This is a genomic window from Burkholderia sp. Bp9099, assembly GCF_003857805.1.
GTDB lineage: Bacteria > Pseudomonadota > Gammaproteobacteria > Burkholderiales > Burkholderiaceae > Burkholderia.
The window spans coordinates 225850-251030 of sequence record NZ_QTPU01000007.1 but is presented as its reverse complement, the minus strand read 5'-3'; the positions used below and the strand labels follow the sequence as shown (position 1 = coordinate 251030).

General features: G+C 67.5%; 23 protein-coding genes and 1 other RNA gene. 10 read left to right on the top strand and 14 right to left on the bottom strand.

The genetic code is table 11. The features are described 5' to 3' along the window. Positions 1-167 precede the first annotated feature (167 nt). Positions 168-866, top strand: a complete 699-nt coding sequence (locus DIE17_RS10335; RefSeq protein WP_006761414.1) for a Bax inhibitor-1/YccA family protein — start codon at positions 168-170, stop codon at positions 864-866. Positions 867-928: 62 nt separating this feature from the next. On the opposite strand, the gene rlmD is transcribed toward DIE17_RS10335, so the two are convergent. Further along, positions 929-2326 carry a 23S rRNA (uracil(1939)-C(5))-methyltransferase RlmD gene (gene rlmD / locus DIE17_RS10330; protein WP_124520222.1) on the bottom strand — a complete coding sequence of 466 codons (1398 nt, stop codon included), beginning with the start codon at positions 2324-2326 and terminating at the stop codon, positions 929-931. Positions 2327-2554: 228 nt separating this feature from the next. Between rlmD and DIE17_RS10325 the strand changes: the two genes are divergently transcribed. Continuing rightward, positions 2555-3415, top strand: a complete 861-nt coding sequence (locus tag DIE17_RS10325) for an endonuclease/exonuclease/phosphatase family protein (protein WP_124520220.1) — start codon at positions 2555-2557, stop codon at positions 3413-3415. 27 nt (positions 3416-3442) lie between these two features. Here DIE17_RS10325 and DIE17_RS10320 read toward each other — a convergent pair whose 3' ends face one another. From DIE17_RS10320 to ffs, 10 genes are all read right to left on the bottom strand, one after another. Further along, the gene (locus DIE17_RS10320; protein ID WP_044848977.1) at positions 3443-4219 is read right to left on the bottom strand and encodes a 3'-5' exonuclease; all 777 of its coding nucleotides are present in this window, start codon (positions 4217-4219) and stop codon (positions 3443-3445) included. 3 nt (positions 4220-4222) lie between these two features. Beyond that, positions 4223-5308: an RNA polymerase sigma factor RpoS gene (rpoS, locus tag DIE17_RS10315; RefSeq protein WP_040144287.1), complete on the bottom strand. Its 1086-nt coding sequence runs from the start codon at positions 5306-5308 to the stop codon at positions 4223-4225. Between the two features lie 11 nt (positions 5309-5319). Next, positions 5320-6201 (bottom strand): peptidoglycan DD-metalloendopeptidase family protein, encoded by an 882-nt coding sequence (locus DIE17_RS10310; protein ID WP_044848976.1) that lies wholly within the window; start codon positions 6199-6201, stop codon positions 5320-5322. Positions 6202-6206: 5 nt separating this feature from the next. Then, positions 6207-7136 (bottom strand): protein-L-isoaspartate(D-aspartate) O-methyltransferase, encoded by a 930-nt coding sequence (locus tag DIE17_RS10305; protein WP_044848975.1) that lies wholly within the window; start codon positions 7134-7136, stop codon positions 6207-6209. Then, positions 7133-7894 carry a 5'/3'-nucleotidase SurE gene (surE, locus tag DIE17_RS10300; RefSeq protein WP_124486298.1) on the bottom strand — a complete coding sequence of 254 codons (762 nt, stop codon included), beginning with the start codon at positions 7892-7894 and terminating at the stop codon, positions 7133-7135. The genes DIE17_RS10305 and surE overlap by 4 nt, the downstream gene beginning before the upstream one ends. Positions 7895-8111: 217 nt before the next feature. Beyond that, positions 8112-9317 (bottom strand): CaiB/BaiF CoA-transferase family protein, encoded by a 1206-nt coding sequence (locus DIE17_RS10295; RefSeq protein ID WP_124520219.1) that lies wholly within the window; start codon positions 9315-9317, stop codon positions 8112-8114. Positions 9318-9365: 48 nt separating this feature from the next. After that, positions 9366-9962: a recombination mediator RecR gene (gene recR, locus DIE17_RS10290; RefSeq protein WP_044847271.1), complete on the bottom strand. Its 597-nt coding sequence runs from the start codon at positions 9960-9962 to the stop codon at positions 9366-9368. Between the two features lie 31 nt (positions 9963-9993). Continuing rightward, positions 9994-10320 carry a YbaB/EbfC family nucleoid-associated protein gene (locus tag DIE17_RS10285; RefSeq protein WP_006755698.1) on the bottom strand — a complete coding sequence of 109 codons (327 nt, stop codon included), beginning with the start codon at positions 10318-10320 and terminating at the stop codon, positions 9994-9996. A 94-nt stretch (positions 10321-10414) separates the two neighbouring features. Continuing rightward, positions 10415-12790 (bottom strand): DNA polymerase III subunit gamma/tau, encoded by a 2376-nt coding sequence (locus DIE17_RS10280; RefSeq protein WP_124520217.1) that lies wholly within the window; start codon positions 12788-12790, stop codon positions 10415-10417. Between the two features lie 127 nt (positions 12791-12917). Next, positions 12918-13016: signal recognition particle sRNA small type (ffs, locus tag DIE17_RS10275), an RNA gene on the bottom strand. A gap of 415 nt (positions 13017-13431) precedes the next feature. On the opposite strand from ffs, the gene trxA reads away from it, so the two are divergent. From trxA to DIE17_RS10230, 8 genes are all read left to right on the top strand, one after another. Further along, positions 13432-13758, top strand: a complete 327-nt coding sequence (gene trxA, locus DIE17_RS10270; protein WP_006402348.1) for a thioredoxin TrxA — start codon at positions 13432-13434, stop codon at positions 13756-13758. A gap of 195 nt (positions 13759-13953) precedes the next feature. Then, positions 13954-15216 (top strand): transcription termination factor Rho, encoded by a 1263-nt coding sequence (rho, locus tag DIE17_RS10265; protein ID WP_006478662.1) that lies wholly within the window; start codon positions 13954-13956, stop codon positions 15214-15216. A gap of 133 nt (positions 15217-15349) precedes the next feature. Then, entirely contained in the window at positions 15350-15850 is a 501-nt protein-coding gene (locus tag DIE17_RS10260) for a MerR family transcriptional regulator (RefSeq protein ID WP_124486295.1), read from the top strand. Then, the gene (locus DIE17_RS10255) at positions 15847-17403 is read left to right on the top strand and encodes an MFS transporter (RefSeq protein ID WP_124573281.1); all 1557 of its coding nucleotides are present in this window, start codon (positions 15847-15849) and stop codon (positions 17401-17403) included. Before DIE17_RS10260 ends, DIE17_RS10255 begins: the two co-directional genes overlap by 4 nt. 38 nt (positions 17404-17441) lie before the next feature. Beyond that, entirely contained in the window at positions 17442-18272 is an 831-nt protein-coding gene (locus DIE17_RS10250; protein WP_124486293.1) for a zinc-dependent peptidase, read from the top strand. A gap of 161 nt (positions 18273-18433) precedes the next feature. Further along, positions 18434-18694, top strand: coding sequence for a type B 50S ribosomal protein L31 (locus tag DIE17_RS10245; RefSeq protein ID WP_044847266.1), 261 nt, complete (start codon positions 18434-18436; stop codon positions 18692-18694). 224 nt (positions 18695-18918) lie between these two features. Further along, positions 18919-20676 (top strand): glycosyltransferase family 39 protein, encoded by a 1758-nt coding sequence (locus DIE17_RS10235; RefSeq protein WP_124486291.1) that lies wholly within the window; start codon positions 18919-18921, stop codon positions 20674-20676. A 2-nt stretch (positions 20677-20678) separates the two neighbouring features. After that, a complete protein-coding gene (locus DIE17_RS10230; RefSeq protein ID WP_124520215.1) occupies positions 20679-22043 on the top strand; it encodes an MATE family efflux transporter in 1365 nt (454 codons plus the stop codon). Positions 22044-22058: 15 nt separating this feature from the next. On the opposite strand, the gene lipA is transcribed toward DIE17_RS10230, so the two are convergent. The 3 genes from lipA to DIE17_RS10215 are packed head-to-tail and all read right to left on the bottom strand — an operon-like array spanning position 22059 to position 25151. Then, positions 22059-23024: a lipoyl synthase gene (gene lipA, locus DIE17_RS10225; protein WP_124486289.1), complete on the bottom strand. Its 966-nt coding sequence runs from the start codon at positions 23022-23024 to the stop codon at positions 22059-22061. A gap of 2 nt (positions 23025-23026) precedes the next feature. Continuing rightward, complete coding sequence (locus tag DIE17_RS10220; RefSeq protein ID WP_124486288.1) at positions 23027-24142, bottom strand: acetoin dehydrogenase dihydrolipoyllysine-residue acetyltransferase subunit; 1116 nt, start codon at positions 24140-24142, stop codon at positions 23027-23029. 4 nt (positions 24143-24146) lie between these two features. Next, complete coding sequence (locus DIE17_RS10215) at positions 24147-25151, bottom strand: alpha-ketoacid dehydrogenase subunit beta (RefSeq protein WP_044847261.1); 1005 nt, start codon at positions 25149-25151, stop codon at positions 24147-24149. Positions 25152-25181 lie beyond the last annotated feature (30 nt).

Sequence of the window (25181 nt, the reverse complement as noted above, 5' to 3'; positions counted from 1 at the left end):
CTTACACGAGTGAAAGGTTCCAAATCCATATGTTTTTTGCGCCGCCCGGCATTGAAACCTCGCGGCACGGAACGTATCTTAGCCATAGCTGCTCCGGTTTGCTGCGCCGCACACCGCGCGCGCCGAACCGGCCCCGGACGCCCATGCGTTCAATGTTAGGAGAAACCATGAACGACTATCCGTACAATTTCGGCCGCGGCGGCTCCGTCAGCACCGCGGAGGTTCGCAATCGCGTGCTGCGGAACACGTACTGGCTGCTCGCGCTGTCGATGGTGCCGACGGTGCTGGGGGCATGGGTCGGCGTCGCGACGGGATTCTCGCTGTTCGCGGCCACGAGCCCGATGATGAGCCTGCTCGCGTTCTTCGCAATCGCGTTCGGCTTCATGTTCGCGATCGAGCGGACGAAAAACAGCGCGGCCGGCGTGTTCGTGCTGCTCGGCTTCACGTTCTTCATGGGCCTGATGCTGTCGCGCCTGCTGAGCTTCATCCTCGGCTTCTCGAACGGCCCGTCGCTGATCATGCTCGCGTTCGGCGGCACCGGCATCATCTTCGCCGCGATGGCGACGATCGCCACGGTCAGCAAGCGCGACTTCTCCGGGCTCGGCAAATGGCTGTTCATGGGCGTGATCGTGATCCTGCTGGCGTCGGTCGCGAACATCTTCCTGCAACTGCCGGCGCTGATGCTCACCGTGTCGGTGCTCGCGATCGCGATCTTCTCGGCCTACATGCTGTTCGACGTCCAGCGTGTCGTGAACGGCGGCGAGACGAACTACATCTCGGCCACGCTCGCGATCTACCTCGACCTGTACAACGTGTTCACGAACCTGCTCGCGCTGCTCGGCATCTTCGGCGGCAACCGCAACTGACGTTCGCCGTACCCGATGAAAAAACCGGCCCTCGGGCCGGTTTTTTTACGTCCGCCGCCCGCTCAGTCGCGCTCGAACAGCGCGATCGATTCGACGTGCGACGTATTCGGGAACATGTTCACGACGCCGGCGCCCTTCAGCCGGTAGCCGGCCTCGTGCACGAGTAGGCCTGCGTCGCGCGCGAGCGTCGACGGGTTGCACGACACGTAGACGATGCGCTTCGGCAGCGGGCCTTCGCCGCTCTGCGCGATTTCGGCCAGCGCCTTCGACACCGCGAGCGCGCCTTCGCGCGGCGGGTCGATCAGGAACTTGTCGAAGGCGCCGAGCGCACGCAGGTCGTCGCCCGTCACCTCGAACAGGTTCCGGCACGCGAACGTCGTATGGCCGTCGACGCCGTTCTCGCGCGCATTCGCGAGCGCGCGAGTCGTCAACGTCTCGCTGCCTTCGATGCCCATCACCTCGCGCGACAGCCGCGCGAGCGGCAGCGTGAAGTTGCCGATCCCGCAGAACAGGTCGAGCACGCGATCGTCGCGCGACGGCGCGAGCAGGCGCAGCGCGCGACCCACCAGCACGCGGTTGATCTGATGGTTGACCTGCGTGAAGTCGGTCGGCTTGAACGGCATGCGGATGCCGAACTCAGGCAGCGTATAGTCGAGCGGCACGTCGAGCGGATAGAACGGCGTCACCGTGTCCGGGCCCTTCGGCTGCAGCCAGAACTGCACCTTGTGCTCGTCGGCGAACGCGCGCAGCAGCGCTTCGTCGTCCGCATTGATCGGCTCCAGCACGCGCAGCACCAGTGCCGTGACTTGCGAACCGACCGCGAGCTCGATCTGCGGCATCCGGTCACGGATCGACAGCCCCTCGACCAGCCGGCGCAGCGGCACGAGCATCGCCGACACGTGCGGCGGCAGCACTTCGCAGCTCGTCATGTCGGCGACATAGCTGCTCTTCTTTTCATGGAACCCGACCAGCACGCCGCCCTTCTTCGCGACGTTGCGCACGGTCAGGCGCGCACGGTACCGGTAGCCCCACGACGGGCCGTGGATCGGCGCGAACATCGTCTCGGCGCGCAGCTTCGACAGGTGCCACAGGTTGTCCTCGAGCACGCGCTGCTTGATCGCGACCTGCGCGCGCATGTCGAGGTGCTGCATCGAGCAGCCGCCGCAGGTGCCGAAGAATTTGCATTTCGGCTCCGTGCGCAGCACGCTCGGGCGCAGAACGTCGACAACGGTCGCCTGCTCGTAGCTCGGCTTGCGACGGTAGCTCGAATAGGTCACGCGCTCGCCGGGCAGCGCACCCTCGACGAAGATGACCTTGCCCGGCGTGCCGTCCTCGGTCGCCGTGCGGCCGACACCGCGCGCTTCCATGTCGAGCGATTCGATCTCGAGAACCGGGGCAGGCCCGGGCGCGACGGGCGCATTTTTCGATTTGCGCGCAGAAGTGGGGACGGCTTCGGACACCAGCTTTTCCTGACAAAACGTTGAAGAAGGCGAGATTGTAGACGACGAAAGCCCGCGTCGCCCGCTTTCGTGGCGCAAGCGTCAATACTGACGCCTCTGCCGCGCCGCGTCATGCGGGAACGACCTGCAGGCAGCCCGCCGCCGGCCCGCATGCGCGGCCTCTCGCGAGCTCAGCCGGCGGCACACGTTCTGCTCACAACAGACTCAGGAGACTCGGGAGAATCGACCATGCGACTGATCGACTGGAACATCCAATGGGGTCGGGACGCGGACGGCGTCGTCGACCTGCCGCGCACGATCGCCGCCGCTCGCCGGCTTGGCGACTTCGACGTGCTGTGCCTGCAGGAAGTCACGCGCGGTTTCGGCGCACTGCCCGGCCAGCCCGGCCCCGACCAGTTCGCCGAACTGGCGGCGTTGCTGCCCGGTTATGCGATCGTCGAAGCGGTCGGCGCCGACCTGCCGCCGCTCGAACCCGGCGCACCGCGCCGCCAGTTCGGCAATGCGGTCGCGACCCGGCTGCCGATCGGGCGCGTGCTGCGCCAATTGCTGCCGTGGCCGGCAGACGCCGACGCGCCTTCCATGCCGCGCGTCGCGCTCGACGTCGAACTGGTGTTACCGTCGGGTCGGCTGCGGGTCGTCACGACGCATCTGGAATTCTATTCGGCGCGCCAGCGACTCGCGCAGGTCGACGCATTGCGCGCCCGGCACCGCGAAGCGTGTGCGCATGCCGACCAGCCTGCGCCGGCCGAAAATGCCACGGGGCCGTTCAGCGAGACCGGCCAACCGCGTGATGCCATCCTCTGCGGCGACTTCAACAGCGCGTTCGGCAGCGACGCGTACCGGCGCATGCTCGAGCCGATCGCCGACGCACCGTCGTTCGTCGATGCGTGGATCGCCCGGCACCCGGGCCGCACGCCGCCGCCGACCGCCGGCGTCTACGACACTGCGCAATGGTCCGACGGGCCGCTCGCATGCGACTTCGTGTTCGTGACCGATACGCTGCTGCCGCACGTCACGCGCTGCGAAATCGACGGCGACGCGCGCGAATCGGATCACCAGCCGGTCGTGCTCGAACTCGATCGAAATTGATCGCGGCCGCCATGCGGGCCGCCCGCGTCACGCGTCGAAACCGGCCAGGTATTCGGCCCAGTGCGACGCGGGCTCCTGCGCGAGCGAATTCTTCACGAGCAGGATCTCGTCCGCATATTCGCTCGGCGTCAGGCCGCCGCGCATCAGCTGGAACCGGCAATACAGCAGGTAGGTATTGACGACGTCGGTTTCGCAATAGTTGCGGATTTCCTCGATCCGGCCATCCTGGAACGCCGGCCACACCTGGCTGCCGTCCATTCCGAGCTTGCCCGGGAAGCCGCACAGCTTCGCGAGCGCGTCGAGCGGCGCATTCGCGCGCGCCTGATACATCGCGAGCACGTCCATCAGGTCGGTGTGCCGCGAGTGATAACGCGAGATGTAGTTGTTCCACTTGAACTCGCGGTCGTCCTCGCCCAGATCCCAGTAGCGCGTCGCGGGGATCCCGTGTACGAGCGCTCGGTAATGGAGCACCGGCAGATCGAAGCCGCCGCCGTTCCACGACACGAGCTGCGGCGTGTATTTCTCGATCACGCGATAGAACGACTGGACCAGCGTCGCCTCATTGTCCTGCGGCGTGCCCAACGACCGAACGCGGAAACCGTTGTTGTCGCGGAACACGCAGGAAATCGCCGCGATGCGCTGCAGGTGATGCGGCAGGAAATCGCTGCCGGTCTTCTCGCGGCGCGCGGCGAACGCATGTTCGGCCACCGCGGCATCGTCCAGCGTCGCGGGCAGGTCTTCAAGACGGCGAATGCCGTCGACATCGGGAATGGTCTCGATGTCAAAAACGAGAATCGGTGTCATCAGTTACAGAACGGCGTCCTTGCGCACGCCATTGGAGGCAAAGAACCGCTTGAGGCGCACCAGCGCTTCCTGCTGGATCTGCCGCACGCGCTCGCGCGTGAGCCCCATCTCGTCGGCCAGCTCCTCGAGCGTGGCCGGTTCGATGTGGTTCAGGCCGAAGCGGCGCTCGATCACGTGCCGATGCTTGTCCGACAGCCGCGACAGCCATGCGCGCGTGAGCGTCTCGAGTTCGCGGTGCTGCACCTCCGCGTCGGGCGACTGGCTCTGGTCGTCGGGCAGCAGATCGAGCAGGCTGCTCGCGGGATCGAGATCGAGCGGCGCGTCGAGCGACGCGGTGTGCTCGTTGAGCGCGAGGATGTCGGTGACTTCCTCGGCGGTCTTGCCGGTGAGATAGGCGATGTCGTCGATGCTGGCTTCACGGCGCTCGGCCGCCTCGCCCGTCGACATCGAATTCTTTTCGAGGTGGCGCTTCGCGCGCAGCACCTGGTTCAGTTCGCGGATCACGTGCACGGGCAGACGCACGGTGCGAGCCTGGTTCATGATCGCCCGTTCGATGCTCTGCCGGATCCACCACGTCGCGTAGGTCGAGAACCGAAAGCCACGCGTCGGATCGAATTTCTCGATCGCGTGCATCAGGCCGAGGTTGCCCTCCTCGATCAGGTCGAGCAGCGGCACGCCGCGGTTCAGGTAACCCTTCGCGATACTGACGACGAGACGCAGGTTGCGCTCGATCATCACCTGCCGCGCCTCGAATTCGCCGGCCTTCGCAAGACGCGAATAGCGCTGCTCCTCCTCGACGGTCAGGAGCGGCTTCACGCTGATACGGTTCAGGTAATGCTGGATCGTGTCGGCCGTGAGTTCGGCCTGCAGCAATGCGCGGAAATCGTCGACGTCGGGCGCGGCTTCCGCCCGGCCTTCGTGCTCGTCGTCGCCGTCCGCTTCGGCGTCGCGTGCCTCGAGATCACGTTCGTTTTCCGCGACGTCGTCTTCGTCGTCCGTCGAAGCGCCAGCTCGCTCCACCGATGCTTGCGTGGCACGACTGATCTTCTCAGATTCGGCTTGCGGCTCGTGGCGCTTCGATTTCGGCATGGTCGTCTCGGTTATTGAGGCGGCAAATACTTCAGCGGATCGACAGGTTTACCCTGCCGGCGAACCTCGAAATGCAGCATCACGCGGTCGGCATCGCTGTTACCCATCTCGGCGATCTTCTGCCCCTTCGTTACCGCGTCCCCCTCTTTTACCATCAAAGCGCGATTGTGTGCATACGCCGTGAGGTAAGTTGCATCGTGTTTGATGATAATGAGGTTGCCATAGCCACGCAGGCCGTTGCCCGAGTAGACGACGCGGCCGTCGGCCGCCGCCTTCACGGCCTCGCCGGACGTGCCGCCGATATTGACGCCCTTGTTCTTCGCGTCGTCGAAACCGTTCAGCACCGGACCGCGCACGGGCCATGCGAACGTCACGGGGCCGCTCGGCGCGGCTGCCGTGTCGCTCGATGCGGCGGCAGCCGGCGGCGTGCTCGCGGACGACGAGCCCGCGGCCGGCGTCGCGGGACCGCTGCTGAGCGGCGCGGTCGCGACGGCGGCGCCGGTGATCGGTGCGGCAGCCGGCGAGCCGGCAAGCGCGGCACCGCCCGGCGGCGCGACACGCAGCAGCTGGTCGACTTCGATCTGATTCGGGTTCGCCAGGTTGTTCCAGGTGGCGATGTCGCGATAGTTCTGCCCGTTCTCGAGCGCGATCCGGTACAGCGTATCGCCCGGTTTCACACGGTAGAAGCCGGGCGGCGGCGGGCCGAGCGGCACTGCCGGCTGCGCGGCGGCGGTCGTGCCGAGCGATCCGGAGCGGTCGACGACGGGCGCGTTGTCGAGCCGCGTCGCACAGGCGGCCAGCAGCGTGGAGAACGCAGCCACACAGATCGCGCGCTGGGCGAACGTGAGCGGTTCCCTGGTTCGGTTGTTTTGCATCGCGCGCAACATACTCATCGGTTTCAAATCACTCCGGATTTTAAAGGGACAAAGAAAACGCGATCAAGCCGGGACTCCCGCCATTGCGCGTGCGCGACGCGCTCGACGAGCGTGAGCACCTGGGGCTGCCCGCTCTGCGCGCCGACCGGCGCGACGAGCCGCCCGCCGATCGCGAGCTGCTCGAGCAGCGCCTGCGGCACGTCGAGCCCCGCCGCCGCGATCACGATCGCGTCGAACGGGCCCGCGGACGGCAGGCCGACACGCCCGTCGCCGTAATGCAGACGGATGTTCGGCACACGCAGCGGCCGCAGGTTCAGCTTCGCGCGCTCGTAGAGCGGCTTGATGCGCTCAATCGAATACACGTCGCGTGCCACGTGACTCAGCACCGCGGCCTGGTAGCCGCAACCGGTGCCGATCTCGAGGACGCGCTCGAGCGTGCGGCCGGCCATCGCGAGCTCGATCATGCGCGCGACGACCGACGGCTTTGAAATCGTTTGCTGGTGGCCGATCGGCAACGCGGCATCCTCATACGCCTGCGTCGCGAGCCCGGGATCCACGAACAGGTGGCGCGGCACCGCGGCCATCGCATCCAGCACGCGCGCGTCGGTCACGCCGTTCGCGCGCAGGCGTTCGACCATGCGCTCGCGCACACGTTCCGACGTCAACGCGAATGCACCGGCCGGCGCGACGCTCGGCGCCGCCGGCTTCGGCATCGCGGGCTTCAGCGCGGTCGGCTTCGGTGCGCTCGCCGGCTTCGCGGCGGCCGCACCAGGCACCGTGCGGGCGACGCCCGCCTTCACCGCCACCGGCTTCAGCACGGCAGCGGGCTTGTCGACGGCCTTCGGCACCGCGCTCGCCGCATGGCGTTCACCGGCCCGGCCCTCCGATTTGCGTGGCGCTCGCTTGAGATCTTCGAGCGCGAGCGGGAACCGCTTCGCGCGCTCGCCGCTCATGAAGCCCGCCCTCCTGCGCGCGCCCATTCGCGCGTTGCAGGCAGCATTTGCGTATGCGTGAGATCGAGCTGCAGCGGCGTGATCGAGACGAAACCGTTTGCGACGGCGTGGAAATCGGTGCCTTCGCTCGCGTCCAGCGCCGCACCCGCGGCGCCGATCCAGTAGACCGGCTCGCCGCGCGGGTCGGTCTGGCGAATCACCGGCTGGGACGGGTGACGCTTGCCGAGGCGCGTGACCTGCCAGCCTTTCAGTTCGTCGTACGGCAGATTCGGAATATTGACGTTCAGCAGCGGCTGACCGGGCAGCGGATGCGCGAGAAAGTGCTCGACGATTTCCGCGGCGACGCGCGCCGCATCCGCCAGATGCGCCCAGCCCTTGTCGGCCAGCGAAAACGCGATGGCCGGCACGCCGAACATGATGCCTTCGGTGGCGGCCGCAACTGTCCCTGAATAGAGCGTGTCTTCGCCCATGTTCTGGCCGTTGTTGATCCCGGACACGACGAGGTCGGGCCGCGCGTCGGCCATCCCGGTCAGCGCGACGTGCACCGAATCGGTCGGTGTGCCGTTCACGTAGAAGAAACCCGTATTCGTCGCGCGCTGCACCGACAGCGGCCGCGACAGCGTCAGGGAATTCGACGCGCCGCTGCAATTCTGCTCGGGCGCGATCACCGTGAGGTCGGCAAGCGGCTGCAGCGCGTCGCTGAGCGCGGCGAGACCGGGGGCGAGATAGCCGTCGTCGTTGCTGAGTAGGATTCGCATCCGGCGATTGTAACCGAGGAAAGATGGCGCGAGAGCGACAGTCCGGCGGGTGCGGACAGGCCCGCACGCACGACGCGCGCGCGGTGCGCCGTCGCATCGCGCGGCGGCGTTTGCAGGTTCGGGAAAACGCGGTGCCGCCCGGTTTTTCCCCTCGAAGGGCCGCCGTGACGAGATGCCCGTTCGGCAAACCTGACGCGCAGCGCCGAGTGCGCGGCGCTCAGATCGCGCCGGCCTCGCGCAGCGCGGCGATCGCCTGCGCGTCGTAGCCGAGACTGTGCAGCACCTCGTCCGTATGCTCGCCGAGTTCCGGCCCGAGCCAGCGTGTTTCGCCCGGCGTGCCGGACAGCTTCGGCGTGATGTTCGGCAGCGGAATGTCGGTGCCGTCGGCCAGCTTGAAACGCTGGATCATCTGCCGCGCGATGAACTGCGGATCGGTGAACATGTCGGCGGCGCTGTAGATGCGCCCGGCCGGCACGTCGGCCGCGTTGAGCACCGCCAGCGCGTCGTCGATCGTGCGCGGCGCGAGCCAAGCGGCGATCGCGTCGTCGATCTCCTGCGTGCGCGGCACGCGGCCGTCGTTGCGAGCGAGCGCGGGATCGTCGGCGAGGTCGTCGCGTTCGATCGCCTTCATCAGCCGCTTGAAGATCGGGTCGCTGTTGCCGCCGATCACGATGCTGCCGTCGCGGCACGCGTAGGTGTTCGACGGCACGATGCCCGGCAGCGACGCGCCGGTGCGCTCGCGCACCATCCCGTACACGCCGTACTCGGGCACCACGCTTTCCATCATGTTGAACACCGCTTCGTACAGCGCAACGTCGACCACTTGCCCCGCACCGCCATTCACGTTGCGGTGGTGGAGCGCCATCATCGCACCGATCACGCCGTGCAGCGCGGCGATCGAGTCGCCGATCGAGATGCCGATGCGCGGCGGCGGCAAATCGGGATAGCCGGTGATGTGGCGCAAGCCGCCCATCGATTCGGCGATCGCGCCGAAGCCGGGCCTGTCGCGGTACGGGCCGGTCTGCCCGTAACCGGACAGGCGCACCATCACGAGCCCGGGGTTGTCAGCCGACAGCACGTCGTAGCCGAGCCCGAGCTTCTCGAGCAGGCCCGGGCGGAAGTTTTCGATCACGATGTCGGCCTCGCGCGCGAGTTGCCGCGCGATCGTCTTGCCGGCATCGGATTTCAGGTTGAGGGTGACCGATTTCTTGTTGCGTGCCTGGACCGACCACCACAGCGACGTGCCACCCTGCTCCGGATGCAGCTTGCGCCACTTGCGCAACGGGTCGCCGCCGTTCGGATCCTCGATCTTGATCACTTCCGCGCCGAATTCGGCAAAGAGGCGCGACGCGAACGGCCCCGCGATCAGCGTCCCGAATTCGAGCACTTTGACGCCCGCGAGCGGGCCCTGGCTGGTGCTCATGTGTCTCCCTGGCATGAGGAACGGCGCCGCCGGCCGGCGGCGCCCGGCTTACATCGTGCGGCGGTCGAGCATCGCGCGGGCGATGGTGCCCGCGTCGACGTACTCGAGTTCGCCGCCCACCGGCACGCCGCGCGCGAGGCGCGTGACCGCGAGCCCGCGCGCCTTCAGCGTCTGGCCGAGGTAGTGCGCGGTGGCTTCGCCCTCGTTCGTGAAGTTGGTCGCGAGCACGACCTCCTTGACGACACCGTCGGACGCACGCCGCACGAGGCGGTCGAAATGGATTTCCTTCGGGCCGATCCCGTCGAGCGGGCTCAGCCGCCCCATCAGCACGAAATACAGCCCGCGGTACGTCATCGTCTGCTCGAGCATGATCTGGTCGGCCGGCGTCTCGACGACGCACAGCAGCGTCGGATCACGCTCCTCGTCGCTGCACACCTCGCAGATCTGCGCCTCCGTGAAGGTATTGCACTTCTCGCAGTGCTGCAGGTGCTCGGTCGCGAACAGCAACGACCGGCCGAGCCGTTCCGCGCCCTCCCGATCGTGCTGCATCAGGTGGTACGCCATGCGTTGCGCGGATTTCGGCCCGACGCCGGGCAATACGCGCAACGCTTCGACGAGCGCGGACAGGGCGGACGGCTGTTTCATACGGCGGCTGAAAGCTGAACGGAGGCTGCGCTCAGAACGGCAGCTTGAAACCCGGGGGCAGCGGCAGGCCCGACGTCATGCCGCTCATCTTTTCCTGCGACGTCGCTTCGGCCTTGCGCACCGCATCGTTGAACGCGGCCGCGACCAGATCCTCGAGCATGTCCTTGTCGTCCGCCAGCAGGCTCGGGTCGATCGCCACGCGACGCACTTCGTTGCGGCAGGTCATCGTCACCTTGACGAGGCCGGCACCCGACTGCCCTTCGACTTCGATCTGCGCAAGCTGCTCCTGCATCTTCTTCATGTTTTCCTGCATTTGCTGCGCTTGCTTCATCAGTCCGGCGAGGTTGCCTTTCAACATGGGAATACTCCTTCTTGATCGTGTGAAAACCGGCACGCGGCGCGTGCCGGTCAATGTGTGCGGGCGTGATTGTGCCTGTCGCAGTGCGATTCGTTCAATGCAGCGTCGGCGGCGTGCCGTCCGGCGCCGGATCGGCGAGCGGCCGCACCGAGCCTTCGACGATACGCGCGCCGAAGTCACGCACGAGCTGCTGGACGAACGGATCGCCATGGATGTCCTGCTCTGCCTCGCGCTGGCGTGCCGCACGTGCAGCCGCATCGAGTGCCGCCGCGGTGCGCCGCGCGGGCCCGACCTCGACCGCGACCTCGACGGCCTTGCCGAGCGCATCGGCCAGGGCCGCCTTCAGTTTCGCGACCTGGGCGGCGTCCGCATACTGCGGCACCGGCACGGACAGTTTCAACGTCGTCGCGTCGACGGCCGTCAGCTCGCTGTTGAATGCAAGCTGATACGCGACGCCCTTCAGCGGCAACCGCGCGGCCAGCGCCGGCCATTCGCCGTCGAAGCCGACCGGGTCGAGCGCGATCGCGGGCGGCAGCGGGCGCGTGTCGACCGGCGCGGACGGACGGGACTCCACTGCCTTCGGCGCAATGCGCACGTCGTCGGGGCCGCTGTCGAACACGGGCACGAAGCCGTCGTCCGCCGCACCGCCGAACATCTCGTCGGCGCTGAGCGGCACATATTCGTCCGGCGGAATGTCTTCCCACGGCGGCGGGGCCTGGCGCGTGTCGGCAACCTGCGGCGCGCGGGCCGCCGCGCGCGGCGTCGGTACCTGCACGGCAGGACGCGATGCCGCCGGCTTTTCGACGGCCGGCTGGGCCGCCGCCGGCTTGGGCGCGGCGCCCGCACGCGCGCGGTCGGACGACACGCGCATGCCGGCGTTGCGCAGCACGTCGAGTGCGGCAGCTGCACCGCCGCGGGCAGACGGGCGCGCGGCGGGTTCGGCCGGCGCAGCACGCGGCGCCGGTTCGGCAGGCAGCGCAGGTTCGTCGTTGCGCTTGGCGGCGGCAACCGGCGGTTCAGGTTCGTTGCGGACAGCCGGCGGTGCATCGCTCGGCGGTACCGCCTGAGGTGCCGGGATCGCTTGCGGCTGCGGTGCGGCCGGCGCTGCGGTCGCAGCCGATGTTGCCGCGGATGCAGATTCAGATGCCGGTGTCGAAACAGCCTTCACTGCCGGCGCAATCGCCGCATCGTCGGACTGGACCGCTGCCGGACGCGCAGCGGGCGCAGCCGCTTGCGGACGTGCGGCCGCCACGGCTGCCGGCTGCGGCGCCGACGACTTGGGTGCCGCAGCCGACGCAACGGCAGCGGCCGCACGCGGCGCGGATGCTGGTGCAGGCACGGCACGCGGCACGGCAGGCTGACCTCCCGGCGCACTGCCGGCGCCGACGACCGGCTCGAACGCGAGCATCCGCAGCAACGTCATGGTGAAGCCGGCGTATTCGTCCGGCGCAAGGCCGAGCTCCGCGCGCCCGACCGTCGCGATCTGGTAGAACAGCTGAACCTGCTCGGGGCTCAGCGTCTCCGCGAAGCGGCGCAGATCGGCCGCTTCCGGCCATTCGTCGAGCACCGACCCCGGCGCGAACTGCGCCCAGGCGATCCGGTGCAGCAGGCTGGCGAGATCCTGCAGCGCGGTGGAAAAGGACAGGCTGCGCAGCGACATCTCGTCGGCGATCGCGAGGATCTCGGGGCCGGCGCCGGCCGCGAGCGCATCGAGCAGGCGCACCATGTAAGTCTGGTCGAGCGCGCCGAGCATGCCCGACACCGCCGATTCGGTCACTTCGTTCGCCGAGTACGCGATCGCCTGATCGGTCAGCGACAGCGCATCGCGCATGCTGCCCTGCGCGGCGCGCGCGAGCAGACGCAGCGCCTGCTGCTCGAACGAGATCTGCTCTTCGCCGAGGATCCGTTCGAGGTGCGACACGATGTGCCCGGCCGGCATCTGCTTCAGGTTGAACTGCAGGCAGCGCGACAGCACGGTGACGGGAATCTTTTGCGGATCGGTGGTCGCGAGGATGAACTTGACGTGCGGCGGCGGCTCCTCGAGCGTCTTCAGCATCGCGTTGAACGCGTGGTTCGTCAGCATGTGCACTTCGTCGATCATGTAGACCTTGAAGCGCGCATCGACGGGCGCGTACACCGCGCGCTCGAGCAGCGCGGCCATTTCGTCGACGCCGCGGTTGCTCGCGGCATCCATTTCGACGTAGTCGACGAAGCGGCCTTCGTCGATCTCGCGGCACGCGCGGCACACGCCGCACGGCTGCGACGTGACGCCGGTTTCACAGTTGAGCGCCTTCGCGAAGATCCGCGACAGCGTCGTCTTGCCGACGCCGCGGGTTCCGGTAAACAGATAGGCGTGATGGAGACGCCCGCCGTCGAGCGCGTGCGTGAGCGCCCTGACGACGTGCTCCTGGCCGACGAGCGAAGCGAAATCCTTCGGACGCCACTTGCGTGCGAGAACTTGATAGGTCATCGGGAAATTGTATCAGTAACGCTGCGTCGCGCCGACACGCGAAACGGTGCGGAAAACGGGCAAGACGCAGGTAAAGCGGAGAATGACGCAGAAATAAAAAACGCCCGGCGAACGGGGCGAGAGGAAAGGTGACGAGCCCGACCCTCGGCACTGGCAGAAAACGATTGTGGCTGCTTCGTTCCCGACCTGACCAGGTTCACCGCCCCACCATGCGAGGAGGCCCGTCACGGCATATTCTATCACCGCTTCCGGCCAAATGCGACCGTTTGTTCGCAACAATGCGCACGATCGAGCAAAGCGGCGCGCGTACGGGCTTGTCGATCCGGCGCGAACAGGTGGACAGATTCCGCGATGGAGACCGTGACTCTTGTATTTTGCGAGGCGGCCTCCACGTTCGGATCACAACGGTCGAACGGCGCGTCGTACCCCTACTCGCGTAGCGGCTACTATCGCCGCCCGCAGCAGATAGCAATTTAGGCTAATATGACGCCCGAACGACCCGCGAGCCGCGCCAAGCAGCGCTTACGCCCCTCCTTCCGGGGAGCGGAGTGACCTGCCGCAGCGGCCGGCAGCCGACAGGCCGCCGGAGCGCCGCAACGCGCCAAGCAGGCAGTCCCCGAACCGTAAGAGGTATTGACCCAATGAGCGAACAGATCAAACACATCAGCGACGCATCGTTCGAACAGGACGTCGTCAAATCCGACAAGCCCGTGCTCGTCGACTTCTGGGCCGAATGGTGCGGCCCGTGCAAGATGATCGCCCCGATCCTCGACGAAGTCGCGAAGGACTACGGCGACAAGCTGCAGATCGCGAAGATCAACGTCGACGACAACCAGGCAACGCCTGCGAAGTTCGGCGTGCGCGGCATCCCGACGCTGATCCTGTTCAAGAACGGCGCGGCGGCCGCACAGAAGGTCGGTGCGCTGTCGAAGTCGCAACTCACCGCATTCCTGGACAGCCACCTGTAATACCGGCCGTTCCGCGGACGTGTTGTCAACCGACAACACGTCCCCCGTCAAGCCGCCGATCGGCCGCTCAGGCGCGAATCGGCGTATGCTAGAATCAAAAAACGTCTACAAGACGCATTAAGTCTCAGAGCGCCTCCGCTCGCCCCTCCTCCCTTATTTCTTTTCGTCGCTTCTCCTCCCTGGCGGGTTCTCCGTATGCATTTATCCGAGCTCAAGTCTCTGCACGTGTCCGAACTGATCGAAATGGCCAATGGCCTGGAGATCGAAAACGCGAACCGCCTGCGCAAGCAGGAGCTGATGTTCGCCATTCTCAAAAAGCGCGCCAAGACGGGAGAGACGATCTTCGGCGACGGTACGCTCGAAGTGCTGCCGGACGGCTTCGGCTTCCTGCGCTCGCCGGAAATGTCGTACCTCGCGAGCACCGACGACATCTACATCAGCCCGTCGCAGATCCGCCGCTTCAACCTGCACACCGGCGACACCATCGAAGGTGAAGTCCGCACGCCGAAGGACGGCGAGCGCTACTTCGCGCTGGTGAAGGTCGACAAAGTCAACGGGCAGCCGCCCGAGGCCTCGAAACACAAGATCATGTTCGAGAACCTCACGCCGCTGCACCCGAACAAGCCGCTGTCGCTCGAACGCGAAATGCGCGGCGAAGAAAACGTCACGGGCCGCATCATCGACATGATCGCGCCGATCGGCAAGGGCCAGCGCGGCCTGCTCGTCGCGTCGCCGAAGTCGGGCAAGACCGTGATGCTCCAGCACATCGCACACGCGATCAAGCAGAACCATCCGGACGTCATCCTGTTCGTGCTGCTGATCGACGAGCGCCCCGAAGAAGTGACCGAAATGCAGCGCTCGGTCGCCGGCGAAGTGATCGCATCGACCTTCGACGAACCGGCCACGCGTCACGTGCAGGTCGCCGAAATGGTGATCGAGAAGGCCAAGCGCCTCGTCGAAATGAAGCACGACGTCGTGATCCTGCTCGACTCGATCACGCGTCTCGCCCGCGCCTACAACACCGTGATCCCGGCGTCGGGCAAGGTGCTGACGGGCGGTGTCGACGCGAACGCGCTGCAGCGCCCGAAGCGCTTCTTCGGTGCCGCGCGCAACATCGAGGAAGGCGGCTCGCTGACGATCATCGGCACCGCGCTGATCGAGACCGGCAGCCGCATGGACGACGTGATCTACGAAGAGTTCAAGGGCACCGGCAACATGGAAGTGCACCTCGAGCGCCGTCTCGCGGAAAAGCGCGTCTATCCGTCGATCAACCTGAACAAGTCGGGCACGCGCCGCGAAGAAATGCTGATCAAGCCCGAGATCCTGCAAAAGATCTGGGTGCTGCGCAAGTTCATCCACGACATGGACGAAGTCGAGGCGATGGAGTTCCTGCTCGACAAGATCCGCCAGACGAAGAGCAATTCCGAGTTCTTCGACCTGATGCGCCGCGGCGGCTGATCGCCCTCGCCCCGCACCGAACGGCCGCCCGCGCGTTTCGCCCGGCGGCCGTTTTTTCGCGCCAACCTGTACGTGAACGTACAGGTTGATCTATAATCGCGCCATCGTCCCGACCGAAGCCCCTGCCATCCCGATGCCGAACGACGCCTCCCCCTCGTTGCTGACCGTGAGCGACGCCGCGTCGCGGCTCGGCGTCACGCCGCGCACGCTGAAGTACTACGAAGAGCGCGGACTCGTCACGCCGTCGCGCAGCGGCGGCCGCTATCGCCTGTACGACGAAGCCGATCTCGAACGCTTCGCCCGCATCCTGCGGCTGCGCGCGCTCGGCTTTTCGCTGCACGGCATAACCGAGATGCTCAAGCGCCCGCTGGAAGAAACGGGCGATGGTCGGCGCCGCTATTCGGACGCATCGTTGCGCGAGATCCGCTCGGGGCTCGCCGAACAGATCGACACGCTCGACCAGCGGATCGCGGCCGTCCAGCGCGAGTTGAAGGAAGCGGTCGCGCTGCGCAAGGAACTGCAGCACGACATCGACTACGTCGAACGGCGCCTCGCCGGCGAAAACCCCGACGCGCTGATCGCGCAACGGCAGGCCGAGGCCGGCGCGCGGCGTACGCGCAAGGACCGGGAATGAACGTCGCGCCGGGTCGCTCGCCGCTATGGAGCCGCGCGAACCTGCGCGCGGACCTGTTCCCGTGGGCGCTCGCGCTCGTCACCGGCATCGACTATTTCGACAACGCGGCCTTCTCGTTCTTCGCGAGCTACATCGCGGGCGGCGTCAACGCATCGCCCGACGAACTCGTGTGGTCGTCGAGCGCGTATGCGGTCACGGCCGTGCTCGGCATCCTTCAGCAGCAATGGTGGGTCGACCGGCTCGGGCATCGCCGCTACGTCGCCAGCTGCATGCTGATGTTCTCGTTCGGCGCGATCGCGGCCGCGCTCGCCGACACGTCGCTCGAACTCGCGTTCGCGCGCGGCTTCCAGGGCTATTTCATCGGCCCGATGATGGGTGCCTGCCGGATCCTGATCCAGGTCAGCTTCAAGCCGCAGGAGCGGCCGCCCGCCACGCGCGCGTTCCTGATCATGATCCTGCTCGGCAGCGCGCTCGCGCCGATCGCCGGCGGGCTGCTCGTCGCGCATTCGACGTGGCGCGCGCTGTTCGCCTGCACCGCGCCCGCGGGCATCGCGTTCGCGATCCTCGCGCTGCTCACGCTCCCCGATTCCGGCAGGACGCCCGACGACGAACGCGGCTCCGGGCATTTCTGGCCATACGTCGTGTTCGCGCTCGCGCAAGGCGCGCTGCAGATCGTGCTGCAGCAGGTGCACTACCAGCTCTACAGCGGCTCGCCGATGCTGATCCTGCTGACGATCGCCGGCCTCGGCGCGCTCGCGTGGTTCGCCCATCACCAGTGGAACCATCCGACGCCGCTCGTGCGGCTGCACGCGTTTCGCGAGCGCACGTTCCAGGTCGGGCTGCTGCTGTACATGTTCTATTACTACGAGTCGACGGGCTTCAGCTACCTGACGTCCCGCCTGCTCGAAGGCGGGCTCGGCTATCCGGTCGAGAACGCCGGGCGCCTGGTCGGCACGATGTCGCTGATCTCGGCCACCGCTCTGTTCGCCTACCTGCGCCATGCGAAGCGCGTCACGCACAAGAAGTGGTTCGTCGTGCCGGGGTTCGCGATCGCGGTCACGGCCGCGCTGTGGATGACGCGGATGACGCCCCAGGTCGGCGAGGCCGCGCTGATCGTCCCGCTGCTGCTGCGCGGGCTGTTGCTGCTGTTCATCGTGCTGCCCGTCGCGAACCTGACGTTCCGCATCTTCGCGATCGACGAATACACGCACGGCTATCGGCTGAAGAACATCGTGCGGCAATTGACGATCTCGTTCGCGACGTCGTCGGTGATCATCGTCGAGCAACACCGGCTGGCCCTGCACCAGACGCGGCTCGTCGAGCGCGCGAACGTGTTCGATCCGCTGTTCCAGCAGACCGTCGACGCCCTCACGCGCGGTTATGCGGCCGCCGGCCATGCGCTGAACGAGGCGCACGCCCTCGCGATCGCATCGATCGCGCGGATGGTCGCGCAACAGGCGTCGTTCCTCGCGTCGCTCGACGGTTTCTATTTCCTCGCGGGTGTCGCGCTGGTCGGCGGCCTGTTCGCGGCATGGCAAAAAGAGATCGATTGAGTTAAAAGACAGGCTTTGGATTTCCCCGCGCTGCTTCCATGCTCTCGAAACTGACCCGCTGGTTCGACGACCGCCGCCGCGACCGCGCGCTGCGCAGCCACCCGATTCCCGATGCACTGTGGCAGGACACCGTCGCACGCCTGCCGTTCCTCGATGCGCTGACGCCCGGCGACCTGGGCCGCCTGCGCGAGCTGACGAGCCTGTTCATCGCGAAGAAATCGTTTTCGACCGCGCACGGGCTCGAGCTGACCGACGAGATGATCGTCGCGATCGCCGCGCAGGCGTGCCTGCCCGTGCTGAATCTCGATCTGTCGTTGTACGACGGCTGGGTCGGCGTCGTCGTGTATCCGGGCGAATTCGTGATCCGCAAGACCGTGCAGGACGAGGACGGAGTCGTCCATGAAGTCGAGCAGGACGCGAGCGGCGAAGCGTGGGAAGGCGGGCCGGTGATCCTGTCGTGGGAAGACGCGCAGATGACGGACGGCCGCGACGCGTACAACGTCGTGATCCACGAGTTCGCGCACAAGATCGACATGGTCAACGGCGAGGCCGACGGCTATCCGCCCCTCTTTCGCCGCTGGCACGCGCCGCACCTCGACGCGCAGGCGTGGGCCGACGTGTTCGAGCACGCGTACGACCAGTTCTGCGCGCGCGTCGATGCGGTGCCGGATCGCGCGTGGGCGCGCTTCGAGCGCGACTCGCTGATCGATCCCTATGCGGCCGATCACCCGTCGGAGTTCTTCGCGGTGTGCAGCGAGGCGCTGTTCGTGCGACCGCGCGCGTTCGAGTCCGAATTTCCGGAGCTCTACCGGCTGCTCGCCCGCTATTACCGGCAGGATCCGGCCCACACGGGCGCCCTCGACGCGTGATGAAAATTATTCGTCAACCGTCTGATTTTCTGGCATAATCGCCGTTTTTCGACCTTAGGCAAGTGGCTCGCGCCGGGCTTGACGTCGGCTGAAATCGCGCAAATGTGTGCGGTCCGGCACGGCAAGCGGCGGGTTGGCTACCGCTCTCACCAAGGAACATCATGAAACCTGGCATTCACCCGGACTACCGCGAAGTCGTCTTCCAAGACATGTCGAACGGCTTCAAGTTCATCACGCGCTCGACGATCCAGACGCGTGAAACCATCGAACACGAAGGCAAGACCTACCCGCTCGCCAAGATCGAAGTGTCGTCGGAATCGCACTCGTTCTACACGGGTCAACAAAAGATCATGGACACGGCAGGCCGTGTCGAGAAGTTCAAGAACAAGTTCGGCGTTCGCGCCAACGGCAAGGCGAAGTAAGCTTCGCATCGTTCCGGTGGTTGCAATGCACCGGTACCGCACGAAAGGGCAGCCCAGGCTGCCCTTTTTTGTCGCCGCTCGCCGGGACAACGCCGCACGGCGGCCGGGGCCGGGCAATCGTCTGACGCGCAACGGCCGGCGCGTCTACAATGCCGGATGCTCGAATCCGCGCCGTCGGCGCATGACCGCACCGGCCGCCCGCCCATAACAAATCGCTCATCTGCATGAAGCCTGTCGTTCGCCTCACCGCCTCCGCCACGCGCGCGCTGCCGCGCTGGCTGCTGCTCACGCTCTGCCTCGTCTACGCGGCGTTCGGCCTGTTCGGCCGCGACCCGTGGAAGAACGAGGACGCGGCGGGCTTCGGCGTGATGTGGACGATGGCCACCGGCGGCTGGCACGACTGGCTGCTGCCGAATCTCGTCGGCAAGTTCATCACTACCGACGGGCCGCTCGCCTACTGGCTCGGCGCGCTGTCGATCCGCGCGCTGGCGCCGTGGGTCGACGCGAGCAACGCGTCGCGCGTCGACACGGGCGTGCTGTTCTGCGTCGCGTGCGCGTTCGTCTGGTACGCGGCCTATCTGCTCGGCCGGCGCGCCGAGGTCCAGCCGTTCAAGTACGCATTCGGCGGCGAGCCGGAGCCGCGCGACTACGGCCGCACGCTCGCCGACGGCGCGCTGCTGGTCCTCGTCGCATGCTTCGGGCTCGCGGAGCGCGGCCACGAAACGACGCCGCAACTCGCTCAGTTCGCGTGGATCGCGATGTTCGTGTACGGCATCGTGCGCGGCATCGACAAGCCGCTGCAGGGTGCTCTGTGGTGGGGCGCCGCGATCGGCCTCGTCGCGCTGTCCGGCAACCCGGTGCTGGTCGTCGCGCTGCTCGCCGGCACGGCCGCGCTGTGGCTCGTCACGCCGGAGATGCGCAACCTGCGCCTGCCGCTGATCGGCCTGCCGCTCGCGGCCGCGATCTTCGCGCTGTGGCCGCTCGCCGCCTTCCAGGCAGCGCCGGACGACGCCGCGTGGTTCTTCAACCAGTGGATCCACGGCAGCCTGATGCGCTTCTCGGGCCCGCCGACCGCGGTGCTCGCCTATGCGGCGAAGAACCTGCCGCTGTTCACGTGGCCCGCGTGGCCGCTCGCGATCTGGGCCTGGTGGAGCTGGGCCGGCATGCGCCGCCGCGCGCACATCGCGATTCCACTGTCGGTCGTGGTGCCGCTCGTCGCGCTCGTGATCCTGCAGAGCCAGCAGTCGAACCGCATGTACATGCTGTTGCTGCCGCCGCTCGCGGTGCTCGCCACCTTCGCGCTGCCGACCCTCAAGCGCGGCGCGATCAACGCGTTCGACTGGTTCGCGGTGCTGAGCTTCACGATCCTCGGCACCTTCGTGTGGCTCGTGTGGCTCGCGTCGCTCACCGGCTTCCCGCATCCGCTCGCGCGCAACCTCGCGCGCCTCGTGCCGGGCTACGAACCGCACTTCAAGATCCTGTCGTTCGTCTGCGCGGTGATCGTCACCGTGTGCTGGTGCCTGCTCGCGCGCTGGCGCGTCTCGCGCCAGCCGAAGGTGCTGTGGCGCAGCGTCGTGCTGTCGGGTGCGGGCACCACGCTGATGTGGGTGCTGCTGATGACGCTGTGGCTGCCGATCGTCAACTACGGCCGGACCTACAGCGACGTCGCGCAACAGATCGCGTCGCACCTGCCGAAAGACTATGAGTGCATCTCGCCCGTGCGGCTCGGCGATGCGCAGATCGCGACCTTCGCGTATTTCGGCGACATGCACTTCGAATTCTCGGGCGACTGCGACGTGATCCTGCGCCAGGACCGCGCCGACTTCGGCGAGCCGAGCGCGATGTCGCAATACGTGTGGCGTCTCGTATGGGAAGGCCGCCGCGTGGCCGACCGCGACGAGCGCTTCCGCCTGTACGAGCGCATCGAGCGGCCGGCGGCGCCCGTCAAGCGCCGTGGGCCGCGCCACCGGGCGGTCGATTGACGATGTTCGCCGACATCCGCCGGATCGTCGGCCTCGCGTGGCCGGTGCTCGTCGGCCAGCTCGCGATCATCGCGTTCGGCGTGATCGACACGGCGATGGTCGGACGCTACTCGGCCATCGACCTCGCCGCGCTCGGGCTCGGTTCGTCGATCTACGTGTCGGTCTACATCGGGTTGACGGGCATCCTGTCCGCGCTGCAGCCGATCACCGGGCAGCTGTACGGCGCGCGGCGCTACGCCGAGATCGGCGAGGAAGTCCGCCAGGCGCTGTGGCTCGCGCTGATGCTCGCGGTGCCCGGCTTCCTGCTGCTGCATTTTCCCGAACCGCTGCTGCACATCGCCCACGCGCCGCCCGCGTTGCACGACCGCACGGTCGATTACCTGCGAATCCTGTCGTACGGCCTGCCGGCGAGCCTCATGTTCCGGATCTACAACGCGCTGACCAACGCGGCCGGCAAGCCGCGCCTCGCGATGATCCTGCAGGTCGGCGCGCTGCTGCTCAAGTTTCCGCTCAACGTGTGGTTCATCTTCGGCGGGCTCGGCGTGCCGGCCCTCGGCGGCCCCGGTTGCGGGCTCGCCAGCACGCTGATCAACTGGGCGCTCGCGCTGATCGGCTTCACGCTGCTCGCGAAGCTCGACGTGTTCTCGCCGCTTTCGATCTTCTCGCGCTTTTGCTGGCCCGTCTGGGCGCGCCAGAAGGCGATCCTGAAGCTCGGTGTGCCGATGGGTCTGTCGTACCTGATCGAGGTCACGTCGTACACGTGCATGGCGCTCTTCATCGCGCAGTTCGGTACGACGACGCTCGCCGGCCACCAGATCGCCGGCAACATCGGCGCGGTGCTGTACATGACGCCACTGTCGATCGGGGTCGCGGCGTCGACGCTGGTGGCCCGCGCGCTCGGTGCCGGCCGCCCGGACGAGGCGCGGCTGCTCGGCCGGCACAGCGTGATGCTCGCGTGCGGGATCGCGGCCGCGTACGGCGTGCTCGTGTTCACGCTGCGTCCGCTGATCGTCAGCGGCTACACGCCGAATCCGGCCGTGGCCGCCGCCGCGCTGCCGCTGGTCGCGATCGTCACCTGCTACCACTTCTTCGACGCGCTGCAGATCACGTCCGCCTTCGTGCTGCGCGCGTACAAGGTCGCGGTCGTGCCGACCGTGATCTATGCGGTCGCGCTGTGGGGCGTCGGACTTGGCGGCGGCTACGTGCTCGGCTTCGACGTCGGCGGCCTCGCCCCCGCCTGGCTGACCGGCGCGCGCGGCTTCTGGTTCGCGAACACGATCAGCCTGATGCTGGCGGGCGCGGGCCTCGCGCTCTACCTGCGCCACGTCAGCCGCGCGCAACCGGCCGTCGGCGCATACGGCGCATGACGCACGGCGTGCGGCCTACGCGTCCTCCAGCACGTCGGCCGCGTGGTACGAGGACCGCACGAGCGGTCCGGCAACGACTTCCCTGAAACCGAGCGCCAGCCCCTCGTCGCGCCACGCGGCGAACGCCTCGGGGCTCACGTAGCGTCGCACCGGCAGATGGTGCGCGGACGGCGCGAGATACTGGCCGAGCGTCAGCACGTCGACCTCGTGCGCGCGCAGGTCGCGCAGCGTGTCCCGCACCTCGTCGTCGCACTCGCCGAGTCCGAGCATCAAGCCCGATTTCGTCACGAGCGTCGGCCGCGCGGCCTTCGCGTGCGCGAGCAGTTCGAGCGAGCCGCGATAGTCGGCGCCCGGCCGCGCCGCCCGATACAGCGACGGCACCGTCTCGATGTTGTGATTGAACACGTCCGGCCACGCCGACGACAACGCATCGAGCGCACGCGCGACGCGGCCGCGGAAATCGGGCGTCAGCACCTCGACGCCGATGCCCGGCACGCTCGCGCGCACCGCCGCGATGCAGGCAGCGAAATGCGCGGCGCCGCCGTCGCGCAGGTCGTCGCGATCGACCGACGTGATCACGACGTAGCGCAGCCCGAGCGCCGCGACCGCGGCCGCGAGCCGCGCGGGCTCGTCGGCATCGAGCGGCTCGGGACGGCCGTGCGCGACGTCACAGAACGGGCAGCGCCGCGTGCACAGCCCGCCCATGATCATGAAGGTCGCGGTGCGCTGCGCGAAGCATTCGCCGATGTTCGGGCACATCGCCTCCTCGCAGACGGAATGCAGCCGATGCTCGCGCAGCACGGCCGCCATGTCGGCGACCGCCCCGCTCATCATCGGCCGCGCCCGCAGCCACGGCGGCTTCGGCAGCGCCGCGCCGCCCGCGGGCTCGACGCGCACCGGAATGCGCGCGAGCTTGTCGCGGCTGCGCGCGCCCGGCTGGCCGAGCGCGGTGAGGCTGGGTCGTTCGAGCGCGGCGGTCATCGTCAGTCTCCGAGGAACGCGACGATCAGGCGGTTCACGTCGGCAGCCGCCTCCATCTGCACCATGTGGCCGCTGCCGGCGATCACCTCGGCACGCACGCCGTCCGGCAAGCCCTGCGCGTGCCGCGCCGGAATCACCTGGTCGCGCTCGCCCCAGATCACGAGCGTGCGCGGCGCGAGCGACCCGACGCGGTCGCGGAACACGCGCCGCTGGGCCGCACCGTCGAACGCGGCGCTCGCGATCTTCTCCAGCGCGGCCTGCACGCCTTCGAGCCGCTTGTACTTGACGAGATCCTCGACCAGTTGCCGCGTGACGAGCGCGTGGTCCGCGAACAGCGCGCCGAGGTGCGGCTTCAGCGTGTTGCGGCTGTTGCCGGCGACGAAGCCGTCGATGTAATCGCGGTTGATGTCGGCGCCGAGCCCAGCACTCGCGATCAGCGTCAGCGATGCGACGCGCTCCGGCGCGCTGTCGGCCAACGTCATCGCCACCGCGCCGCCCATCGAATGGCCGATCAGGTGCGCGCGCTCGATGTGCTGCGCATCGAGCAGCGCGAGCACCGCATCGGCCAGTTCGTCGAGGCTGCCGGTGTCGACTGCCTTGCCCGACTCGCCATGCCCCGGCAGATCGAGCGCCCAGACGGGCCGGTGCGCGGCGAGCTCCGCGTGGTTGAACAGCCAGTTGTTGAGGTCGCCGCCGAAGCCGTGGATCAGCACGGCGGGCGTGCCCGAGCCGTCGCCGAGCTTCAGGAACCGGACCGTGCGTCCGCCGATCTGCGCCTTCTCGGGCTGCGGGCCGGCCGCATCGTCGGCGGCCGCGGCCGGCACGAAATCGCGCTGGAATTCGGCGATCGCCGCGTCGATGTCGGCATCGCTCGCCTCGGCCGCGGCCACCACGCCGAGCAGCGCGCCGACGGGCAGCGTCTCGCCCTCCTGCGCGACCTGCCGGCGCAGCGTGCCGTCGAACGCGCACTCGACGCCCGACGAGATCTTGTCGGTCTCGACGTCGAGCACTTCGTCGCCCTTCGTCACGCGCTCGCCGATCGCCTTCAGCCAGCCGTTGACCTGCCCCTGCTCCATCGACAGCCCCCACTTGGGCATCGTGATCATGTGAATCGACATCGTGTCAGCTCCTGGTCTTGAGTACCGCCTGCGCGATCGCGTCGGCGGACGGGATGTAAAGGTCTTCCAGCACGCCGGCGAACGGCGCGGGCGTATGCGGCGCGGTGACGAGCTCGATCGGCGCCTTGAGCGTTCGGAAAGCGCGCTGTGCGACGAGCGCGGCGATGTCGGTCGCGATCGAGCAGCGCGGGTTCGCTTCATCGACCACCACCACGCGCCCGGTGCGCGCCGCGCTTTCGAGGATCGTTTCCTCGTCGAGCGGCGACGTCGTACGCAGGTCGATCACGTCGACGTGAATGCCGTCCTTCGCGAGCTTCGCGGCCGCGTCGGTCGCGAGATGCACCATCCGGCCGTACGTGACGATCGTCGCGTCGTCGCCTTCGCGCACGACGTTCGCCTCGCCGAACGGAATCGCATAGGATTCCTCAGGTACATCGCCTTCGCGCGTGTAGAGCAGCTTGTGTTCGAGGAAGATCACGGGATCGTTGTCGCGGATCGACTGGATCAGCAGCCCCTTCGCGTCGTAAGGCGTCGACGGGCACACGACCTTCAGCCCCGGAATGTGCGTAAACAGCGACGTGAGCATCTGCGAATGCTGCGCGGCCGCGCGCAGGCCCGCGCCGTACATCGCGCGGATCACGACCGGCGTCACGGCCTTGCCGCCGAACATATAGCGGAATTTCGCGGCCTGGTTGAAGATCTGGTCGAAGCACACGCCCATGAAATCGATGAACATCAGCTCCGCGACGGGCCGCATCCCGCATGCGGCCGCGCCGACCGCCGCGCCGATGTAGCCGCCTTCCGACAGCGGCGTATCGAGCACGCGGCCCGGAAACTTGTGAAACAGCCCCTTCGTCACGCCGAGCACGCCGCCCCATGCGTCGTCCTCGCCCGGCGCACCCGCGCCGCCCGCGTTGTCCTCGCCCATCACGATCACGCTGTCGTCGCGCGCCATTTCCTGCGCGAGCGCCTCGTTGATCGCCTGCGAATAAGTGATCTTCCTTGCCATGTCTGTCTCCTGGGATATTCGGTTCGCCGT